Origin of the sequence: Paenibacillus chitinolyticus (assembly GCF_045038035.1) — a bacterium.
GTDB classification, from domain to species: Bacteria; Bacillota; Bacilli; order Paenibacillales; family NBRC-103111; genus Paenibacillus_F; species Paenibacillus_F chitinolyticus_A.
Genome location: NZ_CP173427.1, coordinates 5,779,014 through 5,792,173 on the forward strand (window position 1 = coordinate 5,779,014; position 13,160 = coordinate 5,792,173).

Consider the following 13,160-nt stretch of genomic DNA (forward strand, 5'->3'; position numbering starts at 1 on the left):
TTCTACCTATTCCTCCCGAAAACATTCGAAAACCGGGACAAAAGGGCTGCAAATTCGGCCCGGGTCGCCTGATTGTCAGGGCGGTAAGTCCCATCCGGGAATCCCCGGATCCAGCCGTCCCCGGACATTTGCTTCAGAATGCCGACGCCCCAGTACCGGTCGTTAACGTCCAAGAAAGGAGAACGTCCGCGGTATTTGCCTGCCATATGCATCGTATTCGCAATCACTTGCGTCATTTCCATCCGGGTCAAAGGCTGATCCGGCCGGAAATGCCCATCCTCATATCCGTCCATGTAACCGGCCATTGTTGTCCTTGCAATGGAATCATAGGCCCAATGGCTGCTGCTGAGATCCGGATAATCGATCGGCCTGTTCTTATCCAGGCGGAATCCGTTTGCCAGCATTACAGCGGCCTGTGCGCGGGTGATCGGCAGGTCAGGGTAAAATTTGTAGCTCCCGTCTCCGTCGATAACATGCCTGCTGGCCAGGTCTGCGATAGCCTTCTCGGCCCAATGTCCGTGAATATCGGAAAATCCGGCAACAAGAGGCTGTGCGGCCGCATTCAGCTGATACATCTGCTGAGTCGCAGCCCTGTCGCTCTGCAGCTTGATATAATACAAGCCTGCCGGCAAGCGTCTGTCAAGAACGAGATTCTCGGCAGACCCTTCGCTGCTCTTGCTGTCGAGCTCCTTCAGGGTGTGATCGTACAGCGTGAACGCCATATCGCATCCCCGCTGGAGAGAGCCGAGCTTCAGCTGCGCCAGACTTTCCTGCTCCAGCCGGAATTGAAACCAATCCAAATCCGAAGCACTCTCTATAACGCCGGGATGATCTTCATGCAGTGTCAGTGTCGTAGCCTGGTAGGGCTTATTATTGGGTTCATTCGGGTCAATCAGCTTAGGTGTATAATCAACCGATAGCGTATACTCCCCCATCACCGGCTGCGTATTGTCCTTCACATTGCTGATCCGGATGTAATAGTCGCCTGGCGTGACATTCATAAGAGGGGTCGCTTCGGTCGCTCCTTCTCCAAACTGGTCAAAAGTTGTCGATTTTTCTCCCTTTTTCTGAAACAATACTACCGGGTCTATTCTAGCGGTATCCACGGAAGTTTTCAAGCGGAGAGTACCGGATTTCTTAAAAGAAATCATAAACCAATCCTGATCGTTCTCCTGATGAAAGGTGCCCCTCACAATCTGGCTTCTCGCAGGCAGGGAAGTCGCTTTATACTGATGGTCGTTATCCTCAAAAGCGTCTTGATAAATCTGGAAATCGGTCTGCAGCGTATACAGGACTGCCCCTGCTCTACCCGAATCGAGAAGACTTGCCGCGATTTTGCTCTTTCCCTTCTGAACAGGCAGAGTCACAACCGGATTCTGAGGGTCCGTGGTGAAAACCTCTTCTGCCTCTTTATTATCCCGAAAGTACCGAATAGAAACAGGACTAGCGTCACTTGTTTTTAAGACAAGCTTCACAAAACCGTCGTAGGGACTATCCAGTGTAAACCAATCGGTATCTTTGCCGGAGCTGAAATCCGCATGGATGAGAGTGTGTACGGGCAGCATGGGCGCATGGCCTGGATCGTCGTTCGGCTCGAAACGGTCGCTCAGAAGCGGCTCCTTCATCAGGCGGTCTACCCGCAGGAGTCCGAAGCCTGTTGTCGCGTCCCATCCGGGCGATTCCAGATCCTCCGCCGTCTGCTTGATGAGCTCCCTGAGCTGCCAGGGCTCCAGGTAAGGGGCGCGGCCCCATAACAGCGCCGCAGCGCCCGCCACCTGCGGAGCGGCCATCGACGTGCCCTCCTTGCTCTCGTAGCCTCCGCCTTTGGCGGTGGTGTACACCTGCCAAGGCGCCACGAGGTCAAGATCCGGTCCGTAGTTCGACCGGTCGTCCGCGAGGCGCGCGGAGGTCATGCCGCCTACCCCGAGCACCGTCGGGTACGCGGCGGGATACTTCACGCTGCCGCCTTCGTTGCCGGAGGCGGCGACGAGAAGCACGCCGCGCTCCTCGGCGTAGCGGACCGTGCCGGCCATGAAGCTTGAATATTTGTTCAAGCCCAGCGAGAGCACGACGATCTTGGCTCCGTGATCGACGGCATAACGGATGCCTTCGCCGAGCTTGGTCTCGCCGCCCGTTCCGTCCGCTTCCAATGCCTTGATCGGCATAATTTTCGCGTTGGGCGCGATGCCGGCGATGCCTTTGTCGTTGTTCATCTTGGCGGCGATAATCCCGGCCACGTTCGTACCGTGGCCGTTATCGTCCTGGGGCTTCTCCTGCGGATTAAGCAGGTTCGCTCCCGGGACGAGTCTGCCTTCCAGATCGGGATGCGTCAGATCGACGCCCGTATCCACGACCGCCACGATGACGGGTTCATCGCTATCGCCTGCCTGTGCCCAGCCTTCATCCATATGTATGACATCCAAATAGGTTTGTTTCACCCGCAAAGGATCGCTGGAAACCGGATATGCCTGCACATTCGATATACCGACGGTCCATACGAGCAGTACAATCCCGAGCCATCTATACATCCACTTATATCGAAATTTTCGGTTCATTTGGAGAGTCCTCTTTCGGTCATTTTAAAAAAATAATAAGCCCGGATAGTTTTACGCCGTCTAATCGAAGATAAAAACAATAAAAATAAGCCCCTCCACTGCCCAAACAGCGGAGAAGCTTATATTATATCAAATTTATGACAGGATTAGGAGGTCCCTAGTCAAACTGAATATCCGGTCGATATAAGCGAGCAGATATCCGGGCACGAGACCCAGCAATAACGTCAAGCCGGCACATATCCAAAGGGTGATTCCGAGGGGGAGCGGCACCCTTACGGGCCGGTCTTCAAGGTCGGCGCGCATGAACATTTGCCGGATAATGCCGAAGTAATAATAAAACGAAATGACGCTCGTGATCATCATAACGGCACCGAGCCAGTACAGATGCGCCTGCATGGTGCCAAACAGCAGATACAACTTTCCAAAAAAACCCGCAGAAACCGGAATGCCCGCAAGCGACAAAAGAAGAACGACAGCGGCCGCAGACGTCCAGGGAGCACGGTAATAAAGACCTGCAAACCCTTTAATCTCCTCGTCTCCGGTCGATTTTTCTATAATCAGAAGGACCGCGAAGGCGCCGATATTCATCAGAATGTAGGCGGTCAGATAAAAGAAAAATTTGGAGAAGTTATCCACCTGCACCAGATTGATGTGGACGGCCAAAGGAACGAGCAGATAACCGGCATTGGCAATTCCGGAATAAGCCAGCAGCCGTTTGACGTTTTTTTGCCGCAGCGCGACCGTGTTGCCCCAGATCATGGCGGTTGCCGCTACCACCGACAGGGCCAGGAAGATGTCTTTCTGGAGCCCTTCGTCCCCAAACTGTCCTAAGGCAAGAAGCACATAAAAGACTCTGAACAGGATGGCAAAAGCCGCCCCTTTGGATATAACGGCGAGAAAAGCAGTGACCGGTGTCGGGGCTCCCTGATAAACATCCGGTGCCCACGAGTGGAAAGGCGCGGCCGCGATTTTGAAACCGAACCCCGCCAAGAGCAGGAAGAAGGATACATACAGGAGCGGTTTATAGCTATCGTAGCCTGCAACGATGGCCGCCTGTATCGCCCCCAGGTTCGTAGTTCCCGCAATTCCGTAAAGGAATGACATTCCGTATAAAATAACGGCGGACGATATTCCGCCCAATATGACATACTTGAACGCACCCTCGTTGGACCGGGTATTTTTCTTTTTCATGGCGACAAGCACGTAAGAAGTAATGCTCAGAAGCTCCAATCCTACGAATAGCGTGATGAGATCGGCGGAGGAAGCCATCACCATGGCACCCAGCACAGCCGGCAGCAGGAAATAATAATATTCCCCGACATGCGGGATCTCCCCGTCTTCCACACTTCCCAGACTCATCAGAATAATCAATGCGGTTCCGCCGAGGAACGCCAGTTTCAGCAGGTTTCCGAAATCGTCTACGCGGTAGCTTTCGTTAAGGAGCACAATTGCCTGACCGGGATTAAGCTGGGCAATGACAAAGGCGATAGAGACCGCAATACCGGCGAGGGAAAGCCAGCCGATCCATTTCCGGTTGACCCCCTTCGGCAAAAACAGGTCGAGCACCGACAGCAGGATAGCCGTGATCACCAGCGTCATTTCCGGGAGCAGATGCGTTAAATCCTGTACATGAATTCGTATCGGTTCCACGTTCTATCCCCCTATCTTCCCAGCTAAGCTGTGAATCGTCTGGTGAAACCCGTTTACCGTCTGCTGCAGAGGCTCGCTCAGTATACCCGGATACACGCCTAGCAGAAGAATGAAAGCGACCAGCGCAATCATCGGCACAGCTTCTATCAACCGGGCATCCGGCAGTCCCTTGAACCGCTCCGGCAGAGGTCCGTACGTCATCTTCATGACCCCCCGCAGCACATAAGCGGCCGTCAAGATAATGCCGACTGCACCTACAACCGCCAGGACCCGGGCCGTACCGAACAAGCCGATAAACGCCAGCAGTTCGCTCACGAAGCCGGAGAGCCCCGGCAGACCGAGGGAAGCAAGCCCTCCCACAAGCAGAATAGCGCTAAGAAAAGGCATGGATTTCGCCAGCCCGCCCAGCTTGCCCAGTTCCGTCGTGGAGGTCCGTTCGTAAATACTGCCGACGAGCAGGAACATGAGAGCGGAAATCAGGCCGTGAGAAACGAGCTGGAAAATCGCTCCCTGCATGCCGATCGGATTAAAGGCCGCCAAGCCCAGCAGTACAATGCCCATGTGGCTGATACTGGAATATGCGAGCACTAGCCTGAACTCGTTCTGGACAAAAGCCAGCAGGGCTCCGTACAAAATGTTGATGACACCCAGCAGGGCGAGTACCCATGCCCAATCCTGCGCTTGCGCCGGAAACAACAGGATGCCGAAACGGATGAGTCCGTAAGCGCCCATTTTCAGCAAAATACCCGAGTGAATCATCACCACCGGAGGCGGAGCTTCCGTGTGCACCTTGAGCATCCAGGTGTGAAACGGAAAAATCGGCAGCTTGATGCCGAAAGCGATGAGCAGCATGACCAGGAGGGCCGTTTTCATGCCCCCGCTCAAGAAGAACGGATTTTCCGCTTGAGGATTAGGCGACACCTGATTCACCAGGGCGGCCGGGTCCTGCAACAGGTTATGTACAATCGTCTGGATATCGCCGCTGTAGAATACGGTCAGCTGATTGCCCGTGATCTGTTGGGAAATTCCCGCCGTCGTGACGAGAATAACGAACGCGACAAGCATGATGGCCGAGCCGAGTCCGTTGTAAATCAGAAAGCGGCCGGCTGCCTTTTCCCGGTCTACGCGGCCCCAGATTCCGATCAGGAAAAACATCGGAACGAGGGTGACTTCGAAAAAGAGGAAGAACAGAAACAGATCCTGGGACGTAAACACGCCGAAAACGCCGACTTCCAGCAGCAGCAGCCAGATCGAATAAGCCTTCCATCTTTTTTTGATGTAGATCGAGGCCAAGGCGGCCATGGCAAACACTAACGCGGTGAGGAAAACGAGCGGCATCGACAAACCGTCAACGGCCAGATGGTATTGAACGGTCCAGTAGAAGCTGGTGAGACCTTCGATCCCTTCTTTGTTGAGGGGGATGCGGATCCAGTCCAGCTGCTCCTGGAACTGCATCCCTGACGCTCCGTTGGAATAAGCCGCATACAGCCATACGCCGAGCAGAAGCGGGATTCCGGTCGCCGCCATGCATACGGCCTGGAGCGCTTTCTTGTTCTCCTTCGGCAGAAAAAGGAGGACGAGCACGCCGAGCAGCGGAGAAAACACGATCAAACTAAGCAGGTTAGCCGACATGGATAAACCTCCTTCCGGCTACAGCAAGGATGAGAACAAGCAGGCCGAGCAGGGTGATCAGACCGTAGGTCTGGACCTGGCCGTTCTGCAGGCGCGAGCCCGTTCGGCCTAGTCCGACGGCGGCTGCGGCCACGAGCCGGACGGCACCGTCCACGATAAACGTGTCTACGGCCTGCAAGAGATAGCCGATTCCCCGCAGGGGGAGGACAATGACCGTCTGGTAAATTTCGTCGATATAATATTTACGACGCACGAGATTGTACAGCCACGGAAACTTGGCGGAGAACACAAAGCTCCCCGGCTTCCTTGCGTACAGCAGGTAGCCCAGAACGAGGCCCAGAACGCCCGCTGCCGTAGAGAGAAGCATCACGCCCGCGTGAACGGCCTCTTCTTCGGTCCTGCCTGTCAGCCAGTCGCCGAACCACCCGCTCCACGGGGTGTACAGAAAGCCGGCAAGAGCGGCGGGAACCGCCAGCAGAAGGAGCGGGAGCGTCATAGAGGCCGGAGATTCGCGAACCTCTTGACCGCTGCGCGATTTGCCCCAGAATACCAGGAAAAAGAGCCGGGCCATATACAAGGCCGTAAAGAAAGCAGCGACGATGCCGACCCAGAACAGCAACGTATTCGTCTCGTAAGCTTGGGACAGAATCACGTCCTTGGACCAGAAACCGGAGAACGGAGGTATTCCGGACAAAGCCAGCGTGCCGATCGCGAAGGTCCAAGCCGTTATCTTCATCCTTCCGCCGATTCCGCCCATTTTGGTAATATCCTGCGTATGCACGGCATGAATAACGCTTCCCGCACCCAGAAACAGGAGAGCTTTAAAGAACGCGTGCGTAAACAAATGGAATATCCCCGTCGTATACGTAGCGCTCACTCCAAGCGCCATCATCATATACCCCAGCTGGGATACGGTCGAATAGGCGAGAATCCGTTTGATATCGTTCTGCGCCGTTCCGATTGTCGCTGCGAAAATCGCCGTAAAACCGCCTACATAAGCGACGACCTGCATGGCCGTATCCGACGCGAGGAAAACATCGTACGTACGGGCGACCAGATAAACCCCTGCCACCACCATAGTCGCGGCATGAATAAGCGCACTGATCGGAGTAGGACCTTCCATCGCATCGGGCAGCCAGGTATGCAGAGGGAATTGCCCCGATTTCCCCATGGCTCCCAAAAAGAAGAGAAGCGCGATCCAAGTTGCTGCGGAGCTTTCCACCTGACCGCTTGTAAAGGCATTTTGTACCGAATTAAAATCCAGCGCATGACCCGGCATGCTCCAGAACAGAAGAAGAATTCCGATAAACAATCCGAAGTCGCCGATTCTTGTCACGATAAAAGCTTTTTTGGCGGCAGCCTTAGCCTCGGGTTTCGTATACCAGAATCCGATCAGCAGGAACGAACAGACTCCGACAAGTTCCCAAAATAGATAAAACTCCACCAGGTTGACCGAAATAACCAGTCCCAGCATCGCAAACGAAAACAGCGCTATGTAGCTGAAAAACACATGGACCCGCTCGTCGTCCTTCATATACCCGATCGAATAGATGTGGACCAGCAATGATACGAGAGTGACAACAATGAGCATGATCGCGTTTAAATTATTGACCTCGAAGCCCAGGCTCACCGCAAAATCGCCCACCCGCAGCCATTGGAAACCGTTCCAGGTGTAATCTTGAACGCCTTTCCCAAGTCTCTCGATAAGAATGAGAAGGGCCACAACAAACGAAGCGAAGATGGCGGCCGTGCTCAGATAAAGACCTGTTCTTCTTGCCGACCTGCCCGAAGCGGTTATCAGAATATAGGCCAGGAGCGGAAACAGCGGGATGAGCCAGGCATATTGCGAATAAACGGAAATCATATTTTTCCTTTCCTCCTTCAAGGCCATGACGTTAGACAGCTCTGCCAATCAAAGATGAGGATAAGAGCCGCACCGTTCGCCGCTAATGCTTCATGGAGTTCATTTCATCCACGTTGCCCGTTCCCTTATTGCGGTAGAGAGCAATCAGGATAGCGACGCCAACAGCCGCTTCCGCTGCCGCTACCGTGATGGTGAACAAGGAAAAAACTTGCCCGGTCAGCGCGGGTTGCGCGCCCATTTTGGCGAATGCGACCAGATTCAGGTTCACGGCGTTGAGCATCAGTTCGATGGAGAGGAGAACGATGACACCGTTCCTCTTGGACAAAGCCCCGTACAAACCGATACAGAACAAGATGGCCGCCAGAGTCAGATAAGGAGTCACGACACTTGTCACGTTAATCCTCCTCTCTTTTGGCAACGACAATCGCTCCGATAAAGGCGACCGTCAGCAGCACGGACATAATTTCGAACGGAATGACGTATTCGTTGTACAGCAGTTTTCCGATCTCAAGCGTATTATCCTGCCCGGTTTGAAGAGAGCCTGAGGCCGACGGAAAGGTCGTATTTTGAATCGCATAGAACAGGATGCCGAAGAGTCCCAACGACCCGATACCGAGTAGAATCTTCTGAACCGGCCCGCTCATGGCCTTCTCTTCAGCACGGTGGTTGGTCATCATAATGCCGAAAATCATCAGGATCGAGATGGCTCCCGCATAGATCAGAATCTGGACAAAACCGACAAACTCCGCTTCCAGCAGCACGTAGAGCCCGGCCAGACTCACGAACGTAAAAGCAACGGACAGCACCATATGAACGACTTTCGTGAAGGTGATCATATAGATGGCGCCTCCTATCGCACAGATGGCAAACAGAAGAAACCACCAGTTCTCCCCCTGCGACAAAAAGCTTCCTAAACCGCTAAACATCCTTCTTCGCGCCTCCTTTGGGAAGAGCGGAGTTGTTTTCTTTACGCACCAGCGTGTTGTTGTCCGTGAGCCACTTCATATCTTTAAACAGCTCGTCACGGCTGTAGGCGCTCAATTCAAAGTGGTTGGTCATCACAATCGCTTCGGTCGGACAAACTTCCGTGCACAGATCGCAAAGGATGCAGATTTCAAAATTGATATCGTAGGTGTCGATAATTTTGCCCTTTTTATCGGGATCGGGATTGGGCTTCCCTGTCAAGGTAATACACTCCGTAGGACACACTTTCGCGCACATATTGCAGACAATACATTTGTCCGGTTCGAAATGCTGGATTCCCCGGAACCGGTCCGGCATTTGCAGGGGCACATCGGGATAAGCGTAGGTCACTTTTTTCTGGGTCATCGTTTTGAGTGTAACGCCTAATCCTTTGATAAGACCTTTCACTGGCCCTCTCCTCCTTTTACGACTTCATAGAACGGCAGCGGCCGCGTTATCCGGTAAGACCCATGTAGAGAGCCGTTATAAAAATATTGAGCAGCGCCAGAGGCAAAAGAACCTTCCAGCCGAGTCCCATCAGCTGATCAATCCGGATTCGGGGCAAAGTCGCCCTGATCCAGAAAAAGAAGAAGACAATAAACGAGAATTTAAGCAGAAACCAGACAAGGCCGGGAATAAAAGTGAGAAAAGCAAAAGGAGCGTGCCAGCCGCCCAGGAAAAGGACCGTCGTTAAAGAAGCGATCGCAAAGACGTACACATATTCCGCAAGCATGAAGAAAGCGAAACGGAATCCGCTGTATTCGACATGGTACCCGGCTACAAGTTCCGATTCGGCTTCAGGCAGGTCAAACGGGGTGCGGTTCAGCTCGGACACGCCCGCAATGACGAAGACGATAAAACCGACGATCTGGGGGAGGAAATTCCAGTTCCAGAAGTTATCGCCTTGGGCTTCCACGATTTTATGAAGGTTCAAGGTGCCGGTCATCATGATGACCCCGATCACGGAAATGACGAGAGGAACCTCGTAGCTGATCATTTGGGCGGCTGACCGCATGCCGCCGAGCAGGGCATATTTGTTGTTGGAAGCCCAACCGCCGAGAATCATTCCCAGGGTGGAAATACCGGACAGCGCCACGTAATAAAGAAGGCCGACATCAAGATCGGCATGAATGAGATTCGCCGTGAACGGAATCGTCGCCACAACGACGAACGCCGGGATAAACGTAAGCACAGGCGCGAGAATGAACAGCTCCCGGTCCGCTTTGCGCGGAATGGTATCTTCCTTGATAAGGAGCTTAAACACGTCAGCGACCGTTTGCAGCAGTCCCAGCGGACCTACACGGTTGGGGCCGTATCTCCCCTGCATCCAGCCGATGACTTTTCGCTCGAAGTAGATGGCATATGTTACGAATCCCAGGATGATAAGAAGCAGCACGACACCGTAGGCCGCGAAAATAAGCCCCGTCGTCCATGTCAGCGGTTGTCCGACCAGATCCAGCATCAGCCGTCCACCTCCCCTACAACGATATCAATCCCGCCGAGAATGGTAATCAGGTTCGTCATGGTTTCCCCGACCAGCAGCTTCGGTAAAATTTGAAGATTCACGAAGGAGGGGCGGCGGAACTTCAGCCGGAACGGTTCAGGCCGCCCTTTGGACATAATAAAACAGCCGATTTCCCCCCTCGGTGATTCGATCGGCGCATAAATATCGCCTTCCGGCGGCTTGATGACCCGGGGAGCTTTTCCCATCGTATCGCCTTCGGGAATCTGATCCAGCGCCTGCTCGATGATATGCAGGGATTGAACGATCTCTTCCAGTCTAATGAGATAACGGTCGTAGCAGTCGCCATTGGTTCCCACCGGTACGTCAAAATCGAAACGGTCATAAATGCAGTAGGGCTGATCCTTACGCAAGTCCCATTTCACGCCGGTACAACGCAGGTTCGCCCCGCTTAATCCGTAAGCGATAGCCGTATCGGCATCGTAACGGCCTACGCCTTTGATCCGAGCGAGAAAAATTTCATTGCCGCTGACAAGACGGTCATACTCTTCCAGCTTACTCTTCATGTAAGGGATAAATGCCCGGATTTTGTCCAGCCAGCCTTCCGGGGCATCCCATTTGACCCCGCCGACACGCATATAATTGTAGGTAAGTCTGGCGCCGCACAGCTCATTGAAAAAGTCGATAATCATCTCCCGGTCGCGGAACGCATAAAGAAACGGGCTCATCGCTCCGATATCGAGCAAATAAGTTCCCCACCAGACCAGATGACTGGCAATCCGCTGAAGCTCCATAACCAGAATACGCAAATATTCGGCTCTTTCCGGTATTTGCAGGCCAAGCATCCGTTCGACCGCATTGACCAGTACATAATTGTTTGTCATGGCTGAAACGTAATCCATCCGGTCCGTATAAGGAATAATTTGTGTGTAATTGAGATTCTCCGCCAGCTTCTCGGTACCGCGGTGCAGGTAACCCATTACCGGGATCGCCTCGCGGATAATCTCCCCGTCCAGCTTGACGATAATCCGGAATACCCCATGGGTACTCGGATGCTGAGGCCCTACGTTAAGCAGCAGTTCTTCTGTCCGTAACAAAACGCTACACCTCCGGGTCGTACGCTTCGTAATCTTTGCGCAGCGGGTGGCCGACCCACTCGTCCGGCATCATGATGCGCGTCAGGTTGGGGTGGCCGGGAAAATCAATGCCCAGCAGGTCATAGATTTCCCGCTCGTTCCAGTCCGCGGTCGGCCATACGGAAACGACGGAGGGAACGGACGGAGCCTCCCGCTCTGTGCGCACGCGGACTCCGTATTCTTTGCGCAGCGGGATAGAGAGCAGATGGTAAACCACTTCCAGCTGGCTGCCGAGGTCTACGCCGCTCACGCTGCGCAGGTAGCCGCACTGCAGCTCCTCGTGCTGCAGGAAGACCTCCGCGGCACGCACCCAGTGCTCGCCGCGGATAACCACGAAGGGACGGTGGCCGTCGATCTCGTTGATGAACGCTTCATCAACGGCGTTGTCGGCCACCTCTCCCTTCAAGATCTCGACCAGCCGGTCCAGCAGCGGCTGGTTCGGGGACGGCGGCTTCGGCGGGGCATCCTCCGCCGGAGCCGCGGTTTTGGCGGCGCGGGCCGCCGCACGGGCTGCGCGAGCTTCGGCGGCGGCTTTCGCTTTGTCGCCGCCGTCCTCGGCCGCTGCCCCCTCAGTCGGGGCAGCGCCGTTGGCCGCGGCCGGAGCGGTGCCGCCGGCTCCGGCGGCAGCGGCGCTTCGCGCGGCCGCACGGGCTGCGTCCGGGCGCTGTGCAGCACCGGACGCCGGGATCTCCGGCGCCGATTCGCCGCTGCCGGACGCCGAGGCGCTCTGCCCGGACGAACTGGCCGGAGGCGTCGCGCCGTCCCCCGCTAATCCCGTGCTCTCTGAACTTGTATGTAACTCGTCATTTTCTTCTTTCGACAAAATGCCTTGTTTTTCCTTATATTCAATTGTATTCGCTTCCAATTTTTCGTCTGATTTTGTCGGTTTTGATCGAATATCGGTTTCCTGCGGATTTTCCTTTTCCTTATCAGTCACAGGTTCGTCACCTGCTTTCCGGTTTTCGCCTCGTAACGGATTTTCTCCTGAAGTTTATTGATTCCATAAATCAATGCCGCCGGATTCGGGGGACAGCCCGGAATATATACATCAACCGGAACCACCTGATCGACGCCTTTTACAACCGCATAAGATTTTACGTACGGACCGCCCGCCGTAGCGCAGGACCCCATCGCAATGACCCACTTCGGTTCCGGCATTTGATCGTACAGACGGCGCAGCAGCGGAGCCATTTTCTTCGTCACCGTACCTGCTACAATCATCACATCGGATTGGCGGGGAGATGTCCTGAAAATAACGCCAAAACGGTCCAGATCATAATGCGATGCGCCCGTACCCATCATTTCAATGGCACAGCAGGCAAGACCGAAAGTGAGCGGCCACAAAGAATTGCTTCTTGCCCAGGCTTTAACCTGCTCCAGGGTTGTCATAAACACGTTACGATCCAGTTCGGCACGATCCTCCGGAGTTATCGACTCTAAATTGAAGTCCATTGCAGCACCTTCTTCTTCCAAGCATAGAGTAGCCCGACACCGAGAAGCAGGACAAAAATACACATTTCTACCAGTGCAAACAGCCCCAGCTTGTTATACGCCACGGCCCACGGATACAAAAATACGGTTTCTACATCGAAAATGACAAACATTAAGGCGAAAAGATAATACCGGATATTGAACCTGACCTGACCTTCTCCTACCGGCTCATTTCCGCTTTCGTAAGTGGTCGCCTTGTCTTCGTTCGGCTTGTTGGGTCTAAGCCATCTGCCGATCGTAAGAGCTGCAACCGGAAGCAAAATGCCGAGTGCGACGAAAATGGCTACGATCACATACTTTACCGCGTACATCTGCTTGAAATCGCCTCCATTTTCATAAGAAATCTTGAATCATCTCATAAAATTTGGTAATGTAACACCTTTCCAATTATAGCATACGCTCAAAAA

At 54.0% G+C, this 13,160-nt stretch carries 12 protein-coding genes; all 12 read right to left on the reverse strand.

Annotated elements, in window-relative coordinates; genetic code table 11:
- Nucleotides 1–2: 2 nt before the first annotated feature.
- The 12 genes from ACI48J_RS26070 to ACI48J_RS26125 all read right to left on the reverse strand — a co-directional run bounded on the left by ACI48J_RS26070 (nt 3) and on the right by ACI48J_RS26125 (nt 13,064).
- Nucleotides 3–2,555: a S8 family serine peptidase gene (locus tag ACI48J_RS26070; RefSeq protein WP_405080902.1), complete on the reverse strand. Its 2,553-nt coding sequence runs from the start codon at nt 2,553–2,555 to the stop codon at nt 3–5.
- A gap of 135 nt (nt 2,556–2,690) precedes the next feature.
- The gene (locus ACI48J_RS26075) at nt 2,691–4,205 is read right to left on the reverse strand and encodes an NADH-quinone oxidoreductase subunit N (RefSeq protein ID WP_405080903.1); all 1,515 of its coding nucleotides are present in this window, start codon (nt 4,203–4,205) and stop codon (nt 2,691–2,693) included.
- Between the two features lie 3 nt (nt 4,206–4,208).
- Complete coding sequence (locus ACI48J_RS26080; protein WP_405080904.1) at nt 4,209–5,837, reverse strand: NuoM family protein; 1,629 nt, start codon at nt 5,835–5,837, stop codon at nt 4,209–4,211.
- Nucleotides 5,827–7,701 (reverse strand): NADH-quinone oxidoreductase subunit L, encoded by a 1,875-nt coding sequence (gene nuoL / locus ACI48J_RS26085; protein ID WP_405080905.1) that lies wholly within the window; start codon nt 7,699–7,701, stop codon nt 5,827–5,829. Before nuoL ends, ACI48J_RS26080 begins: the two co-directional genes overlap by 11 nt.
- Before the next feature lie 82 nt (nt 7,702–7,783).
- The gene (nuoK, locus tag ACI48J_RS26090; protein WP_009676991.1) at nt 7,784–8,095 is read right to left on the reverse strand and encodes an NADH-quinone oxidoreductase subunit NuoK; all 312 of its coding nucleotides are present in this window, start codon (nt 8,093–8,095) and stop codon (nt 7,784–7,786) included.
- 1 nt (nt 8,096) lies between these two features.
- Nucleotides 8,097–8,627 (reverse strand): NADH-quinone oxidoreductase subunit J, encoded by a 531-nt coding sequence (locus tag ACI48J_RS26095; RefSeq protein ID WP_405080906.1) that lies wholly within the window; start codon nt 8,625–8,627, stop codon nt 8,097–8,099.
- Entirely contained in the window at nt 8,620–9,072 is a 453-nt protein-coding gene (nuoI, locus tag ACI48J_RS26100; RefSeq protein ID WP_042233867.1) for an NADH-quinone oxidoreductase subunit NuoI, read from the reverse strand. Before nuoI ends, ACI48J_RS26095 begins: the two co-directional genes overlap by 8 nt.
- 46 nt (nt 9,073–9,118) lie before the next feature.
- Nucleotides 9,119–10,126 carry an NADH-quinone oxidoreductase subunit NuoH gene (nuoH, locus tag ACI48J_RS26105; RefSeq protein ID WP_326050612.1) on the reverse strand — a complete coding sequence of 336 codons (1,008 nt, stop codon included), beginning with the start codon at nt 10,124–10,126 and terminating at the stop codon, nt 9,119–9,121.
- Nucleotides 10,126–11,223: an NADH-quinone oxidoreductase subunit D gene (locus ACI48J_RS26110; RefSeq protein WP_405080907.1), complete on the reverse strand. Its 1,098-nt coding sequence runs from the start codon at nt 11,221–11,223 to the stop codon at nt 10,126–10,128. Before ACI48J_RS26110 ends, nuoH begins: the two co-directional genes overlap by 1 nt.
- A 4-nt stretch (nt 11,224–11,227) precedes the next feature.
- Nucleotides 11,228–12,199 carry an NADH-quinone oxidoreductase subunit C gene (locus ACI48J_RS26115; RefSeq protein ID WP_405080909.1) on the reverse strand — a complete coding sequence of 324 codons (972 nt, stop codon included), beginning with the start codon at nt 12,197–12,199 and terminating at the stop codon, nt 11,228–11,230.
- Nucleotides 12,196–12,714: an NADH-quinone oxidoreductase subunit B family protein gene (locus ACI48J_RS26120; protein ID WP_009676983.1), complete on the reverse strand. Its 519-nt coding sequence runs from the start codon at nt 12,712–12,714 to the stop codon at nt 12,196–12,198. The genes ACI48J_RS26115 and ACI48J_RS26120 overlap by 4 nt, the downstream gene beginning before the upstream one ends.
- Complete coding sequence (locus ACI48J_RS26125) at nt 12,699–13,064, reverse strand: NADH-quinone oxidoreductase subunit A (RefSeq protein ID WP_009677054.1); 366 nt, start codon at nt 13,062–13,064, stop codon at nt 12,699–12,701. The genes ACI48J_RS26120 and ACI48J_RS26125 overlap by 16 nt, the downstream gene beginning before the upstream one ends.
- Between the last annotated feature and the right edge of the window lie 96 nt (nt 13,065–13,160).